Raw genomic sequence first — 22,502 nt, forward strand, 5'->3', positions numbered from 1 at the left:
CATCGCTCAAATCTAACGTGCAAGCATTTGCTATACAGTTAAGAACATCCATGGATTGACATGGAATTTCTCGTCCAGCAAGCTAACCCTAATAGGTCAGCTGAGCTGACCACGGCTGGCAGAAAATCAGGGTGAGAAATGGCTACCAAGACCAGTAAGCGAACCGGCGAGACAAGCACGACTGTCAGCGTTGGTATCAGGATCGATCCAAAGATTAAGTTCGCCCTGGATATGATGGGGCGTTCACAAAAGCGATCGCTCACCGCAGTGATTGAATGGGCTATCGCAACGGCGATGTCTCAGCAGGGAATAGAAAGTGCGCGAGGCCCGAGAACAGTAGACGAGATAATTGATTCTATTTGGTCTACAGATGAAGCTACGAGGTTTCTGAATATGTGCTTCGAAGTTCCATCGCTTATGACTTACGACGAAATGAGACTATGGGATACTATCGTGCTAAGTCCTGATTTTTGGACTACGCCACAAGCGACGGAATACCGAAATCACCTAAGTGAATTTATAGTGCGCGACCATTGGGATAAGCTAAAAGAGCACGTGGATAAATTCAAGAACTCACCATCAGTTGTTCCTTATAGCACGATCCCTTTCTAGAACTTTTAGATAAGTTCGACGGCTGCCGCCTTGCTGTCGGGTGCGAGGTGAGCGTAGCGCAGGGTCATCTTGATGTCAGAGTGTCCCAGCAAGTCGCGTACCGTGTTCAGCGGTACGCCGGCCATCACCAGGCGCGATGCGAAGTCGTGACGCATATCGTGCCATCGGAATCCGGTTATCTCGGCGCGCTCTAGCAGCCCAAGCCACGAACTTTTAACGTCTTCAAGACGACCGCCATCTGCTGAAGGGAATACATATCCCGATTTCTTTTTGGATTGCTTTTGCCATTCTTGTAGGGCTTCTAGGGCTTCCTTGTTTAATGGGATGTGGCGCGTCTCGATAGTTTTGGTTGTGTCTCCTATGACTGTAAGTGTTTTTGTAGAAAAGTTGACTCTTGGCCATTCGAGATTGAAAAGCTCTCCGCGCCTGATTCCAGTATTTAGCGAAACTAGCACCATTGGTTTTAAATGGTCGGTGAACATTCGATCGGCCAATGACGGGAGCATTTTTCTCCCTCTATCCGCTCGCCATCTATTGGCGCTTTCTCGATCTGTCCGGGCGTCATCCTGCCGCGCGTCTAGGGCTTTGCGCAGTTGCCGGTTCTCGTCGGCGCTCAGGTAGCGCACCACCCCCTTGCTGTCGACTTTCAATTGCTTGAGCTTGGCCATGGGGTGGTCCATGATGATCCCCCACTCTACGGCCCGGCTGAACACGCCGCTGATGCTGCCCATCTTGCGATTCACCGTTGCCGGCTTGTTGCCGGCCTGCAGCCAGGTCGTGCGGATCTGTTCCAGGTCACGGCCGGTGATCGCATCGATGCGCTGAGGCATGATGGTGTTGAAGTTCTTGGTCAGGGTGTGTGCGGTCTTCTCGTGGCCGCGGTGGTGCGCCTTGAACCAGGGCAGATAGGCGTCAGCGATGAATTCGCGCAGGGAGGGTAGGGTGGCACCTCGGCGCCCCTGCGAGACGGCCGTGGGCTCGCCGTGCTTGCGTGCCTCAGCAAGGTACTGGGTCGCCTCCTGGCGCGCCTGCTCGAGAGTCAGGATGCCTACCCGGCCAAGGGTCTTTTTGCGGCCCCGGGCCCAGGTAACGACATAGGACCTCGCCCCCGCGGCGGTCAAGCGCACGAACAGTCCGGTGATGGTGGTGTCGTGCACTTCGTACTCGCGTCCGGTGACCTGCAGGCCGGCCAGCAACTTGGCGGTGAGCTTTCCCTTCACTTCGTCCCCGTGGGTGTAATATGGGTGCAGAAATGAATATACGGCGGTGTCTGGTAGGACGCAACCGGACGAAAAACCTAGCAAATACGGGCGAAGGCCAGTGGCTTCGAGAGTGGAAAAGGCCCTCCTAAGGGGAAGGTTGCAGGTTCAAATCCTGCCTGGGACACCATCCGATCCATCCATGCCTCTCCATCGATACAGCCGACCCCTGGCCGTTTGAGCCATGGCGCGGAGTCGGCTGCCGTCGGATTTCAGCGATACACGGGATACGCCTCGCACAACCGGTCCACCTGACGGCACACCTCGCTGTGCACTTCGGTGTCGTCCGGCGCGTGCAGCAGGTCGGCGATCAGCTGTGCAAGCAACCTGGCCTGTTCGAGCCCCATGCCACGGGTAGTGATGGCCGGGGTGCCGATGCGGATGCCGCTGGTGATCGTCGGGGCCTGCGGGTCGTTGGGGATGGCGTTCTTGTTGAGGGTGATGCGCGCGCTTTCCAGCAGCGCCTCGGCGGCCTTGCCGGTGAGCCCCAGGGGTTGCAGGTCGACCAGGAACATGTGGCAGTCGGTACCGTCGGAAACGATGCGCAGGCCGCGTTCGGTGAGCACCTGGGCCATGCCCCTGGCATTCTCGATCACCCGCGCCTGATAGCGACGGAAGTCCTCCGTATCCGCCTCGTGGAAGGCGACGGCCTTGGCGGCGATCGCATGCATCAGCGGGCCGCCCTGATACATCGGGAAGATCGCCTTGTCGAGCGCGGCGGCGTGCTCCTGGCGGGCCAGGATCAACCCGCCACGGGGGCCGCGCAGGGTCTTGTGGGTGGTGGAGGTGACGATGTCGGCGTAGGGCACTGGCGATGGGTAGAGCCCTGCGGCGATCAGGCCGGCATAGTGGGCCATGTCGACCATCAGGTAGGCGCCGACTTCATCGCACAGGGCGCGAAACCGGGCAAAGTCGATGTGTCGCGCATAGGCCGATGCCCCGGCGATGATCAGCTTCGGGCGGTGGGTGCGGGCGAGGCGCTCGAGTTGTTCGTAGTCGAGGGTTTCGCTCTCGGGGTTGACGCCGTAGGTCACGGCGTTGAACCACTTGCCGGAGAAGTTCACCTTGGCCCCATGGGTGAGGTGGCCGCCGTCAGCCAGGGCCATGCCGAGCAGGGTGTCTCCCGGTTGCAGCAGTGCCAGCATCGCCGCCTGGTTGGCCTGCGAGCCCGAGTGGGGCTGGACGTTGGCGTATTCAGCGCCGAACAGCGCGCAGGCACGTTCGATGGCCAGCGACTCGATTTCGTCGACCACCTGGCAGCCGCCGTAGTAGCGCCGGCCAGGGTAGCCTTCGGCATATTTGTTGGTCAGCACCGAGCCTTGGGCTTCGAGCACCGCGCGGCTCACGTAGTTCTCCGAGGCGATCAGTTCGATATGGATTTCCTGGCGGAAGCGTTCGCGGGAAATCAGTCGGGCAATGTTGGCGTCACGGGTTTCCAGGTTCATGGCGTTCCCTTCAGGAGGCAATGGCGGCGGCTGGCGTCTGCCAGGCAGCCGCAGGGGAGGAGGCGTTGGTGGCGGGCAAGTAGATCGAGGTGTCCTTCAGGCCGCTGCCGGTAATCAGCAGCACGGCGCTTTCGCGGCTGCCGGGGTGTTGTTCGGCGTACTGCAGCAGGCCGGCATAGCTGCTGGCGGCGCCGGCCTCGGGGAAGATCCCGGTGCGTGCCGCCAGTCGCGAGGCCGCCTGGACGATGGCCGTGTCGTCGACACAGAGGAATGCGCCTTCGCTGTCGCGTACCGCACGCAATGCCTTGAGGCGGTCGCGGGGGAAGGCCACGTTGATGCTGCTCGCCAGGCTTGCCGGCGGGCGTTTCTCTACCTGGTCGAGGGCGGTGCCGCTGGACCAGGCGCGGTACATGAAGTTGCTCTCCCTGGCCTGCACCCCCATCAGCCGAGGCATGCGCTCGATCCAGCCAAGCTTGAGCAGGTCCAGGAAGCCCTTGTGCACCGCGCCGAGGATGCAGCCGTTGCCGACCGGTACGAAGATCAGGTCGGGTACTTGCCAGCCCAGCTGCTCGCAAATTTCGAAGGCGACGGTCTTCTTGCCCTCGGTCATGTACGAGTTGATGCCGGTGGTGCGGTTGTACCAGCCATTGCTTTCGCAGGCGCTGCGGCATTGTTCGAAGGCTTCGTCGTAGGCGCCGTCGACCAGGATCACCTCGGCGCCATAGCCGATCATCTGGGCCAGTTTTTCCCGTGGGGTGGTGCGGGGGATGAAGATCACATTGTGCAAGCCGCGCTCGGCGCTCATGCCGGCGAGGGCGGACGCGGCGTTGCCGGTGCTGGCCACCGCCACCGTGCTGGCGCCGCTTTCCAGGGCCAGGGCCACCGCCAAGGCGCTGGCACGGTCCTTCAGCGAGCCGGTGGGCTGGCGGGACTCGTCCTTGACCCAGACTTTCATGCCGCTACCGGGCTCGAGCAGGCCCGGGCGTTCATACAGGGGTGTGCTGCCGACCAGCAGCCGTGGCACATAGCGCTCGCTGCCCAGCGGCAGCAGCGCGCGGTAGCGCCACATGCCCAGCCCGGCCTGGGCCGCCAGCCCGTCGCGGTCGCATTCCCGGCGCACGCTGTCGTAGTCGTAGAGGGTGTCGAGGGCGCCATCGGTACGGCAATGAGGGCAGAAGTATTCGACCTGGTAGGGCGCGTAGCGGGTGCCGCAGGTGATGCATTGCAAAACGAAGGGCGTGCAAAGGCGGTCCATTGCGTGTCCTCGCGCAGAAGAAGGGGAAGGAGGGGCGGCGCCGTCTGCATGACGGCGCCGCGGGCGCGGGTCAGCGCGGTGGCAGTGCCATGATCGCGTCGATCGCCACCAGGGTGCCGCGGGCCAGGGCGCTGGCGCCGGCGGTGGTGCGTGCCGGGTAGGGCTTGCTGAAATAGGCTTCCATCACCCGGTTGAGGGTAGGGAATTCGCTGAGGTCGGTGATGAAGGCGGTGACTTTGACCACATTGGCCAGGCTGCCACCGCTGGCCTCGGTCATGGCCTTGAGGTTGTCCAGGGTTTGGCGCAGCTGGCCTTCGAAGTCCTTGGCCAGTACTTCGTTGGAGATGGGTTCGACCGGTGTCTGTGCGGAGAGGTAGACGGTGTCGCCGACGCGAATGGCCTGGGAGTAGGTGCCCAGGGGGAAGGGTGCCTGGTCGGTGTAGATGACGTTGTCATCGGTGAGGAACGGCTGGGTTTGGCTGGCCTGGGCGTGGGCGGTGCTTTGCATGGTGTTCACTCCTTGTGATGGCATTTGTTTTTGTGTGGGTGGATCAGTGCAGTTGGGCGACCTCGGTCACGCGGCGCGTGGCGAAGGTCGGGGTGCGGCAGCGCTCGGGGGAAAACGGCGCATAGTCGAGGCCGCGTGCGGCGAGGTCTGCCGGCATCGGCAGGCCCAGCGCGCTGTGGCAGCACAGGCGCGACAGCGCCGGTGCGGTCTGGATGCCATAGCCGCCGAGGGCGGCGAGCCAGACGAAGGCGGGTTGCTGCGGGTCGACGCCGACCACCGGGGTGCGATCGGCGACGAAATTGCGCAAGCCGGCCCAGCGGTTGACGATGCGCTTGGGGCGCAGTTGAGTGGTTTGTTCCAGGCGATCGAGGGTGATGGCCAGGTCCAGTTCCTCGGGCTGCGCGTCGCAGGGCGCGGAGGGCGTCTCGTCACAGGGGGAGACGATCAGGCGGCCGGCCTCGGGCTTGATGAAGATGTCTTCGTCCAAGGTGCCCAGGTAAGGGGTGTTGTGCACCTCGCAATGGGGGTCGACAACCAACACGGTACGGCGCAGGGCCTGCAGGCCAATCGCCGGCACCTCGCAACGCTCGGCGCAGGTGTCCGCCCAGCTGCCGGCGGCATTGACGATCAGTCGGGCGTGCAAGGTGCTGCCATCACCGCAGAGCAGGCGCCACACCCCATCCCGGTGTTGGGCGCCGAACAGCTCGCAGTCACGGCGTACCTCGCCGCCACGCTGGCGCAGGCCGGTGAGGTAGGCACCGTGGATGGCGTGCACGTCGAGGTCGAAGGCCCCAGGTTCGTGGATGCCGGCGCTCCAACGCCCGGGGGCCAGATAGGGTGCGAGCGCCATCACGTGCGCGGCATCGACCCAGCACGCGTCGGGCACATGCTGGCGCACCGCTTCGAAGCGATTGCGCAGTTGATCCTCACGTTCGTGAGTGGCGACGATCAGCGCTCCGCGTGGCGACCACAGGGGTGTGCTCGCCAGTCCGGGCGGTGGAGCTTCGAAAAAGCCGCGGGAGGCGCAGGTCAGTGCACGGATATGTTGGTTGCCGTAGCTTTCCATGGAGATGGCCGCCGACCGGCCCGTGGTGTGGTAGGCCAGCTGGCGCTCACGTTCGAGCAGGCAGACACGGCCATGTTCAGCGAGTTGATAAGCGACCGAGACACCGGCGATACCGCCCCCGACGACAACGAAATCGAAGCTCTGGCTCATGATGCGCGCGCCTCCTGGCGTTGGCTGGCTTTGCCCGGGCGGCTGTAGCTCAGGGCGAAGTGGGCGACGAGCCCGAATATCAACCCCCAGAAGGCGGCGGCGAGGCCGAGGAAGCTCATTCCCGATGCGGTGACCAGGAAGGTGATCAGGGCAGGTTCGCGCTGCTTCTCGTCGGCCATTGCTCCGGTGAGGCCGTTGGCGATGGCGCCGAACAGGGCGAGGCCGGCGAGGGCGGCGATCAGCTCCTTGGGCAATGCGGAGAACACCGAGGCCAGGGTCGCGCCGAAGGTGCCCATCAGCAGGTAGAACGCGCCGCAGGCAATCCCGGCGATATAGCGCTTGTCCGGGTTTTCATGGGCTTCACGGCCGGTGCAGATGGCGGCGGTGATCGCTGCCAGGTTGACGCCGTGGCAAGCGAAGGGCGCCATCAGCAACGAACCGATGGCGGTGACCGACACGATCGGCCGGGCCGGGGTCTGGTAGCCGGAGGTGCGCAGTACGGCAATCCCAGGTACCGACTGGCCGGTGAGCGACACCAGGGCCAGCGGCAGCCCGATGTTGACGATGGCGTGCCAGTTCCATTCCGGGGCCGTCCAGACCGGCACGGTCATCTCCAGCACCAGCGCCTGGCTGTTCAGTTGGCCCAGCCCGGCGGCCAGCGCACAGCCGACGATCAGTACCGACAGGATCGCATAGCGTGGCGAAAGGCGCTTGAACACCAGGTAGGCCACCAGCATCGACAGCACCAGCAGCGGCTGGACGCGAATCGAGCTGAACAGCTCGGCGCCGAAGCGGAACAGGATACCGGCCAGCATGGCGGCGGCGATGGCCTTGGGCAGACGGTTCATGAGGCGGTCGAAGGCCCCGCTCAATGCAACCACGGTAATCAGCAGCGAGGCGACGATATAGGCGCCGACCGCCTGTGCCAGGGACACGGTTGGCAACATCGACACCAGCAGGGCGGCGCCGGGGGTCGACCAGGCGGTGATCACCGGTACCCGCAGTTTCCAGCTGAGCAGCAGGCCGGTCAGGCCGCTGCCGATGGAAATCGCCCAGATCCACGAGGCGGTGACCTCGTTGCTCAGCTGCGCCTGGTGGGCGGCCTGGAACACGATGATCAAGGGGCCGGCGTAGGAGATGATCACCGCGATGAGGCCGGCGACCAGCGCTGAGAGTGAAAAGTCCTTTCTGATGGTGTCCATGGTGCGTCCGGATTGTTGGCTCGTGGATGATTGATTCGATTGAGTCGAATGCGATTGACTCTATATCGATGCATTGATTTGTTTCAATAGGCTCAATGCAAAATCTCGCGTTTTAGTGGGCAGGCGTAGGTCGAAAGCCTTGTGGCGTTTATCAGATCGAGCGCCGCCCGCGCGGCGCATCGCGGATGAATCCGCTCCCACAGGTTTGTTCCGGGCCAGTTCGGCACGACACGGTATGTCGGTAGGCGCCAAGGCTGGCAACCATGGCCTCACAGGTGCGGCACGTTGCAATAGAAGTAGGAGCGGATTCATCCGCGATGCGCCGCGCGGGCGGCGCTCGATCTGGAGAACACTGAAGGGCTACCGGCTGAAAGCGTTGGCTCCAAGAGGGCTCCGAGTGACCCAATGTGAGCCTTATCACACACGTTGGATACAATTTGAATCGCTTAATGGATCGACTCAAGTCATGTGATATGATCAAAATACAATCATTTACCACTCGGTAGCCGTCTCATGTGGGTTCCTCAGATCAGCGAAAGCAACCAGCCAATGTACCTGTCCATCGCCGATGCGCTGGCCCGGGACATCGCCAGCGGGACGCTCAAGCGCGGCGAGCGCCTGCCAACCCTGCGTGAGCTGGCCGCTGCCCTGGACGTGACCCCCGGCACCATCAGCCGTGCCTACATCGAGGCCTCGCGCCGAGGGCTGGCGCAAGGCGAAGTGGGCCGTGGCACCTACGTGCTCGACCGGATCAGCGACAAGGCCGACGAGCGTTCCGCCGCCAAGCCCGTGCAACGGCCACTGTTCACCACGGCAAGTTCGCCACGCGCCGAAGAACTCGACCTGTCGATCATCAAGCCCTACGGCGAGACCTTGCAGTACTGGCTGCGCAACGCGTTGGTCGAACTGGCCAACGCCAGCCACCTCGACCAGGCACTCGACTACACCCCCGATGGCGGCCATCCCCTGCACCGTGAAGCCGGCGCCCAGTGGCTGCGGCACTGGCTGCCGGGCGCGCAGTGGCAGCAGGTGGTCATCACCAGTGGCGCCCAGCACGGCCTGATGGTGGCAATCAGTGCCCTGACCGAAGCCGGCAACCTGGTGCTGTGCGAGTCGCTGTGCTACCCGGGCATCATCTCGGTTGCCCATGGGCTTGGCCGGCGCTTGCGTGGTGTGCCCATGGACGAGGAAGGGATCATCCCCGAGGCCCTGCGCGAAATCTGCCAGCGCGAGAAACCGGCGATGCTGGTCTGTGTGGCTACCTGCCAGAACCCGACCACCGCGATCATGTCCAACGCCCGACGGGCACAGATTGCCGCGTTGGCCGAAGAGTTCGACTTCCTGCTGCTCGACGATGACATCTACGGCTTCCTGGCCACCGACGCCGACACCCGGCCACTGAGCACCTTCGCCCCGGACCGCTCGATCTACCTCACCAGCCTGTCCAAGTCAGTGCTGCCGGCGCTGCGCATCGGCTACCTGTACAGCCCGCCGAAGCTGCTGTCGCGCTTGACCTCCATGGTGCGCAGCACGGTATGGATGCCTTCTCCGCTGACTGCGCAGCTGGCCAGCCATGTCATTGGCGAAGGCCTCGACAGCCAGTTGATCCGCATGCACCGGGCAGAAGCTGCCGCACGCCAGGCGATTGCCAGCGAAGTGTTCGGTACCGGCGTGTTGCGCAGCCAACCCCATGGTTACCACGTCTGGCTGAATCTGCCGGAACAGTGGCGCAGTGACGAGTTCGCCTTGTTGGCGCGGGCCAATGGCGTGATCGTCATGAGTGGCAGCCAATTCCAGGTGGAGCGCAGCGGGGATCCGCGAGGGGTGAGGGTGGTGCTGATGTCGCCCACCAGCCAGGAGGAATTGCGTTTTGCCCTGACACAGCTGGCCAGCTTGCTCGAGTCGGGCGACCCGAAGCGCTTCTATTGAATGATGCGGCCCGCCTGGTGACGGGCCACGATCAGGCACTCAGAGTTCGGCTGTTTTCAGCTTCTCAGCATCCCGTGCGCGGGTTGGCGTGGCGGCCAGCTCGCTGTTCAGATTACCCGTGGCCTGGGCCCGCAGCGCCTGCTGCTCGAGCTTGGCCTGGGCTTTCTCTTTCACGTCGTCCTGAATGCGTCGGACGATCTGTTCATCGATCTTCGCTTTTTGTTCCGGTGGCAGCGCGTTGTACTCCTCCTCCGTCAGGCCCATTTCCTGGAGGAACTTCTCCTTGATCTTCTCCGCTGGCGACTTGGCCATGTAGTCGTGGAAGTCCTGCGCTGCCGTGGATTCCTCTTGCTTGCCCACGCTGGCCTGCTGGCGGGCGGCAGCGTCGGGGTTCTGCAGCATGACCATGAGCTTGGCGAAGGCTTCCTTGCGGTTGTCTTCGGCGTTCTGCTGCGAAGCACTGCCCTGGCTGTTCTGTTGCGCCGCGGTGTTGCCGGTTGCCGCAACCTGAAACGATGGCATGAAGGCGACCGGCGCCTGTTCGCTGCCGGTGCGGTTCTGGGGTTGCACGGCGGGCTGCCAGCCCAGGCCGGTTGGGGTGATCAGCATGTCTCCTCCTTGGATTGTCCGAAACGGTACGACGAAGGTGGCAAAAGCTGTGCCAGTGCGTGCAGGCGAGTAAAACAGGCCGCCTGGGCCGATCCATCAGTCGGCCGCTGGGAACAGGCTTGCCTTTAAGGGGCACAGGATTGCCGGGAGCGGCAACTATCGGGTCGCCGAACAAAAAAATGCCCGCAGCGCCTGGCGGCGCGGCGGGCCAAATCGGCTGGTGCCGCTTCAGTGTCTAGATATGCAGCGCATGGCCGAGGGCACGCAGCGCAGCCTCTTGCACGGCCTCGCCCAGGGTCGGGTGGGCGTGGATGGTGCCGGCGATGTCTTCCAGGCGCGCGCCCATTTCCAGCGATTGGGCAAAGGCTGTGGACAGCTCCGAGACCGCCACACCCACGGCCTGCCAACCCAGGATCAGATGGTTGTCACGGCGGGCCACCACGCGCACGAAACCGCTTTTCGACTCCAGGCTCATGGCTCGGCCGTTGGCGGCGAAGGGGAATTGCGCGACGAGGCAGTCCACGCCTTGCTGGCTGGCCTGCTCCGGGGTCTGGCCGACCACCACCACTTCCGGGTCGGTGAAGCACACGGCGGCGATGGCGCTCGGTTCGAAACGCCGCGCCTTGCCGGCGATGATCTCGGCGACCATCTCGCCCTGGGCCATGGCCCGGTGCGCCAGCATCGGTTCGCCGGCCACGTCGCCGATGGCCCAGACGTTGCGCATGCTGGTTTGGCAGCGCTCGTCGATGGCGATGGCGGCGCCGTTCATCTTCAGGTCCAGGCCTTCCAGGCCGAAGCCTTTGGTGCGTGGGCGGCGGCCCACGGCCACCAGTACCTGGTCGGCCTCCAGGCGCAGTTGCCCGCCCTGGCCATCGCTGGCCAGCAGGCAGCCGTCGGTATAGCCCTCGACGCTGTGCCCCAGGTACAGCGCAATACCAAGCTTCTTGATCGAGTCCGCCACCGGCGCGGTGAGTTCGGCGTCGTAGGTAGGCAGGATGCGCTCGCGCGCCTCCACCACGCTGACCTTGGCGCCGAGCTTGCGGTAGGCAATGCCCAGTTCCAGGCCGATATAGCCGCCACCGACCACCACCAGGTGCTGGGGCAGTGCCTTGGGCGCCAGGGCTTCGGTGGACGAAATGATCGGCCCGCCGATCGGCAGCATCGGCAGTTCGACGCTGCTGGAGCCCGTGGCCAGCAGCAGGTGTTCGCACTGGATGCGCTGGCCATCGACTTCGACGCTCTTGCCGTCGAGGATACTCGCCCAGCCGTGGATCACCTTCACGCCGTGTTTCTTCAACAGTGCGGCGACACCGCTGGTGAGGCGGTCGACGATGCCGTCCTTCCACTCGACGCTGCGGGTGATGTCCAGGCGTGGCGAGGCCACGCTGATACCCAGCGGCGACGGTTCGGTGAAGCGGCTGGCCTGGTGGAACTGCTCGGCCACATGGATCAGCGCCTTGGAGGGAATGCAGCCGATGTTCAGGCAGGTGCCGCCCAGCGCCTGGCCTTCGACCAGCACGGTGGGAATGCCCAGCTGCCCGGCGCGGATGGCGGCCACGTAGCCGCCGGGGCCGCCGCCGATGATCAGCAGGGTGGTGTTGATGAGTTCTTGCATGATCACTCCACGAACAGGCAGGCAGGCTGTTCCAGCAGGCCGCGCACAGCCTGGATGAACAGGGCGGCGTCCATGCCGTCGACCACGCGATGGTCGAAGGAGCTGGACAGGTTCATCATCTTGCGCACGACGATCTGGCCGTCGATCACCATCGGCCGTTCGACCATGCGGTTGACACCGACGATCGCCACTTCCGGGGTGTTGACCACCGGCGTGCTGACGATGCCGCCGAGGGCGCCGAGGCTGGTCAGGGTGATGGTCGAGCCGGACAGCTCTTCACGGGTGGCCTTGTTGTTGCGCGCGGCATGGGCGACGCGGGCGATCTCGCTGGCATTGCTCCACAGGCTGCCGGCTTCGGCGTGGCGCAGTACCGGCACCATCAGGCCGTTGTCACCTTGCGTGGCGATGCCCACATGCACCGCGCCGTGGCGGGTGATGACCTGGGCTTCGTCGTCGTAGGTGGCGTTGATCTGCGGGAAGTCGCGCAGGGCGACGACCATGGCGCGCACCAGGAACGGCAGCAGGGTCAGCTTGCCGCGGCTGTCGCCGTGCTTGGCGTTGAGCTGCTGGCGCAGGGCTTCCAGGTTGGTGACGTCGATTTCCTCGACGTAGCTGAAGTGGGCGACGCGGCGCTTGGCGTCCTGCATGCGCTGGGCGATCTTGCGACGCAGGCCGATCACCGGCACCTGCTCGCTGTCGGTGCGCTTGCCATAGCCGCCCGGCGCCTGGCCGGCGCTGGTCTGTGGCTTGCTGATGAAGGCGTCGAGGTCTTCGTGCAGGATGCGCCCGGCCGGACCGCTGCCATGCACGTAGCGCAGTTCGATGCCGGCATCCAGGGCGCGCTTGCGCACGGCGGGCGAGGCCAGCGGTTTATCGTGGGCCTCACGCGGCACAATAGGGGCGGCGGTGTGGCTGGTGGTTGCCTGCGGCTGTGCCTCGAGGCGCACCTCGGGCTTGGCTTCGGCTTTGACTGGCGTGGGCTGCGGTTCGGCCGGCTTGGCCTGAGGCGTGTCGACATGGTTGCCGCTGCCTTCGACCTCGATGCGGATCAGCTCGCTGCCGACCGCCATCACTTCACCTGGCTGGCCGCCCAGGGCCAATACCTTGCCGCTGACCGGCGAAGGGATTTCCACGGTGGCCTTGTCGGTCATGACATCGGCCACCACCTGGTCCTCGGCGATCACATCGCCGACCTTGACGAACCATTCCACCAACTCGACCTGCGCGATGCCTTCGCCAATGTCCGGCATCTTGATGACGTGCGTGCCCATTCAGACCTCCATGACCCGTTTCAATGCCGCGCCTACCCGCGAAGGGCCTGGGAAGTAAGCCCATTCCTGTGCGTGGGGGTAGGGGGTGTCCCAGCCGGTGACGCGCTCGATCGGCGCCTCGAGGTGATGGAAGCAGTGCTCCTGGACCAGCGACACCAGTTCGGCGCCGAAACCGCAGGTGCGGGTGGCTTCGTGCACGACCACGCAACGGCCGGTCTTCTTCACCGACGCGACGATGGTCTCCAGGTCCAGTGGCCACAGGCTGCGCAGGTCGATGACCTCGGCATCGACGCCGGACTCCTCGGCGGCCACCTGCGAGACATACACGGTGGTGCCGTAGGTCAGCACAGTGACGTCGTTGCCGGGGCGGGTGATCGCCGCCTTGTCCAGCGGCACGCTGTAGTAGCCATCGGGCACGGCGCTGTGCGGGTGCTTGGCCCACGGCGTTACCGGGCGGTCGTGGTGGCCGTCGAACGGGCCGTTGTACAGGCGCTTGGGCTCGAGGAAGATCACCGGGTCGTCGCATTCGATCGAGGCGATCAGCAGGCCCTTGGCGTCGTAAGGGTTGGAGGGCATCACGGTGCGCAGGCCGCAGACCTGGGTGAACATCGCCTCCGGGCTCTGGCTGTGGGTCTGGCCGCCGTAGATGCCGCCACCGCAAGGCATGCGTAGCGTGAGCGGGGAGATGAACTCGCCGGCCGAGCGATAACGCAGGCGCGCCATCTCCGAGACGATCTGGTCGGAGGCGGGGTAGAAGTAGTCGGCGAACTGGATCTCGACCACCGGGCGCAGGCCATAGGCGCCCATGCCCACGGCGGTGCCGACGATGCCGCTCTCGGAGATCGGCGCGTCGAACACGCGGGACTTGCCGTACTTGGTCTGCAAGCCCTCGGTGCAGCGGAACACGCCGCCGAAGTAGCCAACGTCCTGGCCATAGACCACCACGTTGTCATCGCGCTCGAGCATGACATCCATGGCCGAGCGCAGGGCCTGGATCATGGTCATGGTGGTGGTGGACATGGCGTTTTCCAGATGGATGCTGTTGTTGTGATCGTTCATCTCAGACCCCCAGTTCCTGGCGCTGACGGCGCAGGTGGTCGGGCATTTCCTTGTACACGTCCTCGAACATCGAGGCGGCGCTGGGGATATGGCCATTGCTCAGGGTGCCGAACTGCTCGGCGTCCTTCTGCGCCTTGATCACCTCGGCCTCGAGCTCCGCGCTGACGGCCTGGTGTTCGTCCTCGGACCAGTGCCCGGCCTTGATCAGGTGCTGCTTCAGGCGCGCGATCGGGTCGCCCAGCGGGAAGTGGCTCCAGTCGTCGGCGGGGCGGTACTTGGACGGGTCGTCCGAGGTCGAGTGCGGGCCGGCGCGGTAGGTGACCCATTCGATCAGCGTCGGGCCCAGGCCACGGCGGGCGCGTTCGGCGGCCCAGCGCGAGGCGGCGTAGACCGCGATGAAGTCGTTGCCGTCGACCCGCAGCGAGGCGATGCCGCAGCCCACGCCACGGCCGGCGAAGGTGGTCGACTCGCCCCCGGCGATGGCCTGGAAGGTGGAGATCGCCCACTGGTTGTTGACCACGTTGAGGATCACCGGGGCGCGGTAGACGTGGGCGAAGGTCAGTGCGGTGTGGAAGTCGGACTCGGCGGTGGCGCCGTCGCCGATCCAGGCCGAGGCGATTTTCGTATCGCCCTTGATCGCCGAGGCCATGGCCCAGCCGACCGCCTGCACGAACTGGGTGGCCAGGTTGCCGCTGATGGTGAAGAAGCCGGCCTCGCGCACCGAGTACATGATCGGCAGCTGGCGGCCCTTGAGTGGGTCGCGGGTGTTGGAGAGCAACTGGCAGATCATCTCCACCAGCGACACCTCGCGAGCCATCAGGATGCTCTGCTGGCGGTAGGTGGGGAAGCACATGTCGCTGCGGTTCAGGGCCAATGCCTGACCGCTGCCGATGGCTTCCTCGCCCAGGCTCTGCATGTAGAAGGACATTTTCTTCTGGCGCTGGGCAACCACCATGCGGCTGTCGAAGATGCGCGTCTTGAGCATGGCGCGCATGCCTTGGCGCAGCACCTCGGGGGCGATGCCTTCGGCCCACGGGCCGACGGCGTTGCCGTGCTCGTCGAGCACGCGCACGAGGCTGCCGGAGAGGTCGGCGGTATCGGCGGGTTCGACATCGATCGGGGGTTTACGGACTTGACCCGCGTCGTTCAGGCGCAGGTAGGAGAAATCGGTCTGGCAGCCTGGCCGGCCTGTAGGCTCGGGCACATGCAGGCGCAGGGGGGCGTACTCGTTCATGCTTTTTACGCTCGCTCGAATGTTGTTTTTGTGAGCTTTGAAGCGGCCGCCGCTGAGTACCGGCTTGTGACTGGCAAGTCAGCGTCTTTTACATCATAGGGGGACGGCGGGAGAATTTTTCTCTCAAGTTCGTTGCGTTTGTTCGGCGGCGCAGATAAACATTCCGTACAAACACAAAAACCAGGTGAATTTGTCTCATGCGCAAACTGGATCGCACCGATATCGGCATCCTCAACAGCCTGCAGGAAAACGCGCGGATCACCAACGCGGAGCTGGCGCGTTCGGTCAATCTCTCGCCCACGCCCTGTTTCAACCGGGTCAAGGCCATGGAGGAGCTGGGGGTGATTCGCCAGCAGGTGACGTTGCTGGCGCCCGAGGTGCTGGGGCTGGACGTGAATGTGTTCATCCATGTCAGCCTGGAAAAACAGGTGGAGCAGTCGCTGCACCGTTTCGAGGAGGAGATCGCGGAGCGGCCGGAGGTGATGGAGTGCTACCTGATGACCGGTGACCCGGATTATCTGCTGCGGGTGTTGCTGCCGAGTATCCAGGCGCTGGAGCGGTTTCTCGACTACCTGACGCGGTTGCCGGGGGTGGCGAACATTCGTTCAAGCTTTGCCCTTAAGCAGGTGCGCTACAAGACCGCGTTGCCGTTGCCGGCCAATGGCATGACGTTGCGTGAGCAGTAACCTGTATCTCGCCGACTACACGGCCTTTGTAGGCGCGAAAGGGCTGCGTTGCGGCCCCAGGGTTTCAGCGGTGAGCAAACATCGCAGGGGCCGCCTTGCGGCCCTTTCGCGGCACAAGGCCGCTCCTACAGGATGCTGTGAAAGGCTGGGTGCTTGATATTTTAAACACCCCAGGCCTATGTTGTGCTCGTCGCCATTCCCGGCATGCGAAAACAACAAGAAGGACAGCGTCATGACGACCGAAGGCCCACGCAACCAGGCAGAGTCCCTGAAGGGCATCGACGAGATCGAATGTGTCACCCCGGACCTCAATGGCGTTCCACGCGGCAAGGTGATGACCGCCGAGGGCTTTCTCGAGGGTCGGCGCCTGCAGATGGCGCGTGGTGTGCTGTTGCAATGCATCATGGGTGGCTATCCGCCGGCCAGGTTCTACGGCAGCGACGACGGTGACCTGGCGCTGGTGGCCGCGCCAAGCCAGATCCATCGCCTGCCCTGGAGCGACGAGCCTCGCGCCCTGGCCATTTGTGATGCGGTGGAACTCGATGGCACGCCTTCGGGGCTGTCCAGTCGCGGCCAGCTCAAGGCAGTGATCGCCCGTTACGCAGAGCGTGGCTTGGCGCCGGTGGTCGCCACCGAGCTCGAGTTCTTCGTCTTTGCACCGAACAACGACCCAAGCCAACCGTTCCAGCCACCGCTGGGCAAGGACGGCCGTCGGGAAATGGGCCATTCGGCCTTCAGTGTCAGCTCCAATAATGGCCTGCGGCCTTTCTTCAATGAGGTGTACCGTTGCATGGCGGCACTGGGTCTGCCCCGCGACACCTTCATGCACGAGATGGGTGTCAGCCAGTTCGAGATCAACCTGCTGCACGGCGACCCGCTGCTGCTGGCCGACCAGACCTTCCTGTTCAAGCACCTGCTCAAGGAGGTGGCGCTGCGTCACGGGCTGACCGTGGTGTGCATGGCCAAGCCGCTGGCGCATACCCCCGGCAGTTCGATGCACATTCACCAGAGCCTGGTGGACATCGCCACCGGGCGCAATGTGTTCAGCGACGAGCAGGGCAGGACGACCGATACCTTCCACCATTTCATCGGCGGCCTGCAGGCGTGCCTGGCCGACTTCACCGTGCTGTTCGCGCCCAACGTCAACTCTTACCAGCGCCTGTGCCACCCCTACGCATCGCCCAACAATGCCTGCTGGTCCGAGGACAACCGTGCGGCCGGGTTGCGCATTCCGGCCAGTTCACCGGTGGCGCGACGGGTCGAGAACCGTTTGCCGGGCGCTGACGCCAACCCTTACCTGGCCATCGCCGCCAGCCTGGCTGCGGGCTTGCATGGCATCGAGCGGCAGATCGCTCCGGCACCAGCGATCCAGGGTGAATTCGAGGTGCCGGAGCACCTGAGCCTGCCTTGCACCTTGCATGCGGCGCTGGAGCGCCTCAAGCGCAGTGAGCTGGCGCGGGAATTGTTCGGCCGGGAGTTCATCGAAGGCTACATCGCCACCAAGACCCTGGAGCTGACCGATTTCTTCGACGAGATCACACCTTGGGAGCGGCGCGTGCTGGCGGCACAGGCCTGAGCGCGACACGACCCCCTCTGGATGCGCCCTCGGCGGCCACTTTCACCGCCGGGGGCCTGCGTCGCGACGGATTTGCCCTTATGCTTGGCTGCAACCCAACGCCACCTGATCAAGGAGCTTGACGGGACGTATGCGAAACATCTGGAAGCCGTTTCAGTCGCTGTACTTCGCCGCCCTGATGATGCTGATCGGCTCGGGCTTGCTCAGCACCTACCTGGCGCTGCGCCTGGCCGCGGATCATGTCGACAGCCTGTGGGTCGGTGCGCTGATGGCGGCCAACTACTTCGGCCTGGCGGTCGGTGGCAAGGTAGGGCACCGGTTGATCGGTCGGGTCGGGCATATCCGTGCCTATGCCACCTGTGCCGGCATCGTTGGCGCGGCGGTGCTCGGGCATGGCCTGACCAGTTGGCTGCCGGCCTGGGTCGGGCTGCGGATGATCGTCGGCCTGGGGATGATGTGCCAGTACATGGTCATCGAGAGCTGGCTCAACGAGCAGGCCGACGCCAAGCACCGTGGCGCGGTGTTCAGCGGCTACATGATCGCCTCGTACCTCGGCTTGGTGCTAGGGCAGCTGATCCTTGTCGTGCACCCGCAGTTGGGGCCAGAACTGCTGATGCTGGTCGCCATGTGCTTTGCCCTGTGCCTGGTGCCGGTGGCGATGACCCGGCGCATCCACCCCGCGCCGTTGCGTCCTGCTCCGATGGAGCCGAAGTTCTTCATCAAGCGGGTGCCGCAATCGCTTTCCACGGTGCTCGGCTCGGGCCTGATCGTCGGTTCCTTCTACGGCCTGGCACCGTTGTATGCGGCCACCCAGGGGCTGACCACCGAGCAGATCGGTTTGTTCATGGGTAGCTGCATCTTTGCCGGGCTGGTGGTGCAGTGGCCGTTGGGCTGGCTGTCCGATCGCTATGACCGCGCGGTGTTGATCCGTGGCGCGGCCATTGGCCTGGCGCTGGCTTCGGCGCCCTTGGCGATCCTGCCGGGCGTACCGCTGGAGTTGCTGTTCGCCATCGGTTTCGTCATTTCGCTGCTGCAGTTCTGCCTGTATCCGCTGGCAGTGGCTTTTTCCAACGACCATGTGGAGAGCGAGCGAAGGGTATCGCTCACGGCCATGCTGCTGGTCACTTATGGCGTGGGGGCCTGTATCGGGCCTCTGGCGGCCGGGGTGCTGATGAAAGTGTTCGGGCCGCAGATGCTGTATGCCTTCTTCCTGTTCTTCGCCCTGGTGTTGGTCTGGCGCATTCGGCCCAAGGCGGTCACTGGGCTGCATCAGGTCCAGGACGCGCCGCTGGGCCACGTGGCCATGCCGGCGGCGGGTTCGCCGTTGTCGGCGGCGCTCGATCCGCGGGTCGACGAGCAGACGGTGCAGGAGGTGATGCAGGCGCCGGTGGCGGCGGAGGATACCGAAGAGGACAGTCAACTCAAGGAAGCGGACGACCTTAAAGCTGCTGACTTAGAGCGGAAGCGCTAGCTCCAGTCGTCAGGTTTTTCACGTTAAAAACTTGACTTTGACGTTGTGTGCGGCCACCTTTGCATCATTAGGTCTTCAAGAGAGGTGATGTCGTGAATGTGGCGACTCAGGTCAGGGACTCGATAAAAGAGTTTAAACCGGGGCAGATTTTTGATTGCTCAGAAATTACTGTGTACCAAATAAACCCTACGGCGACGCTTAAGGCGCTCAGTCGTATGGTAGTTGCTGATAAATTAAAAAAAATAAGCAAAGGTCTTTACTATGTACCCAAAAAGGGGATTTTGGGTGAGCTAAGGCCTAGCGATAATGATGTCTTGAAAACCTTGCTTTATAAAGCGGGTAGGCGTACGGGGTATGTGACGGGCGCTGCTCTTTATAATCGAATGGGTCTAAGTACTCAGCAGCCTAAAACCATTGAGGTAGCCACCGCTCGGGCGCGTCAGGTAAAGGATTTTAATAGCTTTAGAGTCAGGCTGGTAGAGGCGCTGGCGCCAGTAGTGGAAACAGATATTCCATGTCTTGAGATTCTTGATGTGTTCAAAGGTATAAAATCGATTCCTGATACTTCTTCGCGTGAAGCGCTGACTCTTATATATCCTCGTGTGCGCGGCTTGAAGGAGTCCGAGGTTGTAAGGATCCAGCGCCTCGCTGCGGAATACTACCCGCCCGTGGTGCGTGCTATTGTAGGGTTGATGGTGGAGAGCTCAGGCGCCAAGGTGCTTGATGATCTACGCTATAGTTTGAATCCTTCGACAGTTTACAACTTGTCGATTAGTCTGGCTGAATGGCCGCTGGCAAGGAGCTGGTATGTAAAATGAAACTTCATGAGGACAAGGATGCGTTCCAAGAATTTGTTCAATTAACTGCTCAATTTATGAGGGTTCCTGAGTCTTACGTTGAAAAGGATTACTGGGTTACGCGGGCTTTGAAAAACCTTAGTGTGCCTGAGATGTCACGGCATATTGTTTTTAAGGGCGGGACTTCTCTCTCCAAGGCTTACGGGATGATCAATAGATTCTCTGAAGACATTGATCTAGCTATCTGTTTTGGTACGGTGACGGGCGCACAGATCAAAAAGAGCATCAGCAAAGCTGAAGCACTTGTGGCTGGCGACTTGGTGGAAGTACTGGATGACATAAGAATCAGCAAGGGCAGCCAGTTCAGAAAGGTGGTGTACCAGTATCCCAGTGTTTTTGATCAAGAAGGCATGGGGCAGGTTGGGCGCCACATTCTAATCGAGACCAACTCATTCACGACACCTGAGCCAGCCGAGCCAAGGCCTATCTGTGCGCTTATTGCCCAGGCTCTTCTAGAGAAAGGCCGTGCAGAGCTCGTTGAGCAATATGAGCTGGTGGAGTTTCAGGTCATGGTGTTGTGTGTGGAGCGCACGCTTGTTGAAAAAATATTTGGCTTGGTGAGGGCAAGTCAGGAGCAAGATTACGCCCATGCGTTGAAGCAGAAGATCAGGCATGTCTACGATGTTTGCATGATGCTAAGGCATGAGCGCATCAAGGGCTTTCTTGATACGGAGCAATTTTTGGAGATGGTCGAGATTGTAGCTGACACTGATCGCCGCCAGTTTAAGGGAAGCTGTACTTGGTTATTGGAACCTTTGCACGCCGCCTGCTTGTTCGCTGAGGCGGAGCGTGTATGGGGAGAAATTGCCGAGGAGTTCTACGGTAGTTTCAAGGATATGCTCTACGACGATGATATCCCGGATCAAGATGAGGTGATTCAGGTGCTTCAACGGCTTGGCAAATGCCTGGAGCGCTTTCATGTTGAGACATCTACCAAGGCATCATGCTGACATTGGCGTTTGCCAGCTGAAATGAGAACGCCACCCGGAGGGTGGCGTTTTTGCGTTCGGCAGCCGATCAGTAATCGTCTTTGTCGAAGCGCCGCGCTTCACGTTGCAACTGGTACACGAAGCTTTCGATCTTGCGCTGCGCCTGGCCATTGAGGTTATGGAAGCGCACACCGGCGAAGGTGGTGTTGATGCGCTCCTCGAAATGCAAGTGGCGCAGCTCGACCATGGTGTCGCTCAGGCCCAGTGGGTTGCCGGCCTTGAAGCGCTCGTAGACCTGGCCCAGTTGCAGGCGATCTTCGACATTGCCTTCGAAGCGCAGCTTGCAACCGGTGGCGGAGATGTCCAGCAGCTTGCCGCGCAGGGCGCCATTGCCCTTGAGGTGGGTGCCGTCGAGGACGATGTCGACCAGTTGCGACAGCTTCAGGGCGGCGCGGAAGGCACTGCGGCGCTGGTGATAAGTGACTTCTTCAGGCAGCGGGCCGCGGTAGCAGCGGTGGCCGTCGATTGCACTGATGGTCAGCGGGGTGTTGCATTCCCAGGCGATGCGCACGCCGTCGTGGAAGCCTTCGACGCGGAACGGTTCGCCGTTCTCGATGTATTTTTCGCCGTCGCGCGGGATCATCTCGTCCAGCGCCAGGGCGTTGCTGTCCCGGTCGACATGCACCACGTAGCTCTGGAACCGCTGGCTGCGCTCGTGGAAGCTGATGATCAGCGGGTCGTGGCTCTCCAGCAGCTGGCGCAGGTTGGCCGCAATCTCCAGAGGCGTGGTGAGCACCTTTGGCGGCTGGGGAGCATCGGATTCATTGAACACGGGTTATCAATCTCCAGGCAAAAACGACACACGCAAGTAACGGCATTTTGCCAGTATGTTCCGTGCCTTGATAGAACTAATCACACCTGACTAAGCGCCTGGGGCCTGTCCATCGGCGAAGTGGCGCCACGGCTGTCGTAGAGCGACGGAGAATCGCCGCCCATGAGGATTCTGATCTGGTTGGCCGTGGCGAACTGCTGTACCTGGATGATCCGGCCATTGGTCTCGTTGACCTTCTGGCAGGCATCCATCAACTGGGTGAGCACATCGAGTTGTTGCAGGATGATCTCGCCGTTGGGCGACTGCGCGGCCACCGCCTGCACGCCGGCGCGGTCGGCGCTGAGGCCGAGGCTGGCGAGCAGCTGGTTGCGCCGCAGGCCCTGCTGCTCGAGCAACACGATCAATGACTGCTTGCGGGCCAGGATCTGTTCCAGCATTCCCATTTCCCGGCCATGCAGGGCCACCGCTTCCTTTTGTAGAAGGTCGAGCAGTTCCTGCGTGGGTGCGATGTCGTCTTCGATCAATTGCAGCAGAGTGATGTCGTGCATGGCTAACTCTTGGCTTGTTGCGTCCTTGAAGTCAGCGCGCCTGGAGGTCAGCGCTGGGCTTCGAATTCGAGCAGTTTGCTGGCGACCCGGCCGGCATCGACCTTGTAGCTGCCGTCGGCGATAGCCTGCTTCAACTCGGCCACGCGGGCGCTGTTGACTGCCGGCTGATCGCGCAGCTTGTCGCTGATCTTCTGCAACTGCTGTGCCTCTTGGCTGAGGTGTACCGCTTCTCCGCTGGCGCTGGCCTGCTTGGGCGCAGCGCTTGCCACGTCGGCTTTGTCAGCCTGGCTGGCCGCGGCATTACCGCGCACGCCGCCCGTGACGGACGGAGAATTATTCAAACGACTGAAGTCGATGACCATGATCAGAACCTCTGGGTATTTGGACGC

Annotated in this window: 21 protein-coding genes; 7 read left to right on the top strand and 14 right to left on the bottom strand. The window is 62.7% G+C overall.

Features of this window, described 5'->3' with window-relative positions:
• Positions 1-138: 138 nt before the first annotated feature.
• A complete protein-coding gene (locus NGM28_RS12130) occupies positions 139-612 on the top strand; it encodes a hypothetical protein (RefSeq protein WP_252090335.1) in 474 nt (157 codons plus the stop codon).
• Between the two features lie 5 nt (positions 613-617).
• Here NGM28_RS12130 and NGM28_RS12135 read toward each other — a convergent pair whose 3' ends face one another.
• The 6 genes from NGM28_RS12135 to NGM28_RS12160 form a co-directional block, all read right to left on the bottom strand.
• Positions 618-1,832: a site-specific integrase gene (locus tag NGM28_RS12135; RefSeq protein ID WP_252090338.1), complete on the bottom strand. Its 1,215-nt coding sequence runs from the start codon at positions 1,830-1,832 to the stop codon at positions 618-620.
• A 251-nt stretch (positions 1,833-2,083) separates the two neighbouring features.
• A complete protein-coding gene (gene glyA / locus NGM28_RS12140) occupies positions 2,084-3,316 on the bottom strand; it encodes a serine hydroxymethyltransferase (RefSeq protein WP_252090340.1) in 1,233 nt (410 codons plus the stop codon).
• Between the two features lie 10 nt (positions 3,317-3,326).
• A complete protein-coding gene (gene thrC, locus NGM28_RS12145; RefSeq protein ID WP_252090342.1) occupies positions 3,327-4,571 on the bottom strand; it encodes a threonine synthase in 1,245 nt (414 codons plus the stop codon).
• A 70-nt stretch (positions 4,572-4,641) separates the two neighbouring features.
• Entirely contained in the window at positions 4,642-5,079 is a 438-nt protein-coding gene (locus NGM28_RS12150; protein WP_240064305.1) for a Rid family detoxifying hydrolase, read from the bottom strand.
• 43 nt (positions 5,080-5,122) lie between these two features.
• The gene (locus NGM28_RS12155; RefSeq protein WP_240064304.1) at positions 5,123-6,295 is read right to left on the bottom strand and encodes an NAD(P)/FAD-dependent oxidoreductase; all 1,173 of its coding nucleotides are present in this window, start codon (positions 6,293-6,295) and stop codon (positions 5,123-5,125) included.
• On the bottom strand, positions 6,292-7,497 hold the full coding sequence (locus NGM28_RS12160) for a benzoate/H(+) symporter BenE family transporter (RefSeq protein WP_240064303.1): 1,206 nt from the start codon (positions 7,495-7,497) through the stop codon (positions 6,292-6,294). The genes NGM28_RS12155 and NGM28_RS12160 overlap by 4 nt, the downstream gene beginning before the upstream one ends.
• Before the next feature lie 513 nt (positions 7,498-8,010).
• Between NGM28_RS12160 and NGM28_RS12165 the strand changes: the two genes are divergently transcribed.
• A complete protein-coding gene (locus tag NGM28_RS12165; RefSeq protein WP_240064302.1) occupies positions 8,011-9,426 on the top strand; it encodes an aminotransferase-like domain-containing protein in 1,416 nt (471 codons plus the stop codon).
• A gap of 39 nt (positions 9,427-9,465) precedes the next feature.
• On the opposite strand, the gene NGM28_RS12170 is transcribed toward NGM28_RS12165, so the two are convergent.
• The 5 genes from NGM28_RS12170 to NGM28_RS12190 all read right to left on the bottom strand — a co-directional run bounded on the left by NGM28_RS12170 (position 9,466) and on the right by NGM28_RS12190 (position 15,214).
• Positions 9,466-10,035: a hypothetical protein gene (locus tag NGM28_RS12170; RefSeq protein WP_252090344.1), complete on the bottom strand. Its 570-nt coding sequence runs from the start codon at positions 10,033-10,035 to the stop codon at positions 9,466-9,468.
• Positions 10,036-10,270: 235 nt separating this feature from the next.
• Complete coding sequence (lpdA, locus tag NGM28_RS12175) at positions 10,271-11,650, bottom strand: dihydrolipoyl dehydrogenase (RefSeq protein WP_252090346.1); 1,380 nt, start codon at positions 11,648-11,650, stop codon at positions 10,271-10,273.
• 2 nt (positions 11,651-11,652) lie between these two features.
• Positions 11,653-12,921 (bottom strand): dihydrolipoamide acetyltransferase family protein, encoded by a 1,269-nt coding sequence (locus NGM28_RS12180; RefSeq protein WP_252090348.1) that lies wholly within the window; start codon positions 12,919-12,921, stop codon positions 11,653-11,655.
• On the bottom strand, positions 12,922-13,980 hold the full coding sequence (locus NGM28_RS12185; RefSeq protein ID WP_252090350.1) for an alpha-ketoacid dehydrogenase subunit beta: 1,059 nt from the start codon (positions 13,978-13,980) through the stop codon (positions 12,922-12,924). It abuts the gene before it with no gap.
• Between the two features lies 1 nt (position 13,981).
• Entirely contained in the window at positions 13,982-15,214 is a 1,233-nt protein-coding gene (locus NGM28_RS12190) for a 3-methyl-2-oxobutanoate dehydrogenase (2-methylpropanoyl-transferring) subunit alpha (protein WP_252090352.1), read from the bottom strand.
• Positions 15,215-15,411: 197 nt separating this feature from the next.
• On the opposite strand from NGM28_RS12190, the gene bkdR reads away from it, so the two are divergent.
• The 5 genes from bkdR to NGM28_RS12215 all read left to right on the top strand — a co-directional run bounded on the left by bkdR (position 15,412) and on the right by NGM28_RS12215 (position 20,754).
• Complete coding sequence (gene bkdR, locus NGM28_RS12195) at positions 15,412-15,900, top strand: Bkd operon transcriptional regulator BkdR (RefSeq protein ID WP_011534944.1); 489 nt, start codon at positions 15,412-15,414, stop codon at positions 15,898-15,900.
• A gap of 334 nt (positions 15,901-16,234) precedes the next feature.
• A complete protein-coding gene (locus NGM28_RS12200) occupies positions 16,235-17,476 on the top strand; it encodes a glutamine synthetase family protein (RefSeq protein WP_252090455.1) in 1,242 nt (413 codons plus the stop codon).
• A 130-nt stretch (positions 17,477-17,606) separates the two neighbouring features.
• Positions 17,607-18,947, top strand: coding sequence for an MFS transporter (locus tag NGM28_RS12205; protein WP_252090353.1), 1,341 nt, complete (start codon positions 17,607-17,609; stop codon positions 18,945-18,947).
• Positions 18,948-19,039: 92 nt separating this feature from the next.
• Complete coding sequence (locus NGM28_RS12210; RefSeq protein WP_252090356.1) at positions 19,040-19,765, top strand: DUF6088 family protein; 726 nt, start codon at positions 19,040-19,042, stop codon at positions 19,763-19,765.
• Positions 19,762-20,754, top strand: a complete 993-nt coding sequence (locus NGM28_RS12215; protein ID WP_252090358.1) for a nucleotidyl transferase AbiEii/AbiGii toxin family protein — start codon at positions 19,762-19,764, stop codon at positions 20,752-20,754. The genes NGM28_RS12210 and NGM28_RS12215 overlap by 4 nt, the downstream gene beginning before the upstream one ends.
• A 67-nt stretch (positions 20,755-20,821) precedes the next feature.
• On the opposite strand, the gene NGM28_RS12220 is transcribed toward NGM28_RS12215, so the two are convergent.
• The 3 genes from NGM28_RS12220 to flgM form a co-directional block, all read right to left on the bottom strand.
• Positions 20,822-21,565 carry a flagellar brake protein gene (locus NGM28_RS12220; RefSeq protein ID WP_240064295.1) on the bottom strand — a complete coding sequence of 248 codons (744 nt, stop codon included), beginning with the start codon at positions 21,563-21,565 and terminating at the stop codon, positions 20,822-20,824.
• Between the two features lie 80 nt (positions 21,566-21,645).
• On the bottom strand, positions 21,646-22,113 hold the full coding sequence (locus NGM28_RS12225) for a flagella synthesis protein FlgN (RefSeq protein WP_240064294.1): 468 nt from the start codon (positions 22,111-22,113) through the stop codon (positions 21,646-21,648).
• 47 nt (positions 22,114-22,160) lie between these two features.
• Entirely contained in the window at positions 22,161-22,475 is a 315-nt protein-coding gene (gene flgM, locus NGM28_RS12230; RefSeq protein ID WP_240064293.1) for a flagellar biosynthesis anti-sigma factor FlgM, read from the bottom strand.
• Positions 22,476-22,502: the final 27 nt, after the last annotated feature.

The sequence above is a fragment of the Pseudomonas sp. MWU13-3659 genome (assembly GCF_023757525.1).
GTDB classification, from domain to species: Bacteria; Pseudomonadota; Gammaproteobacteria; order Pseudomonadales; family Pseudomonadaceae; genus Aquipseudomonas; species Aquipseudomonas entomophila_E.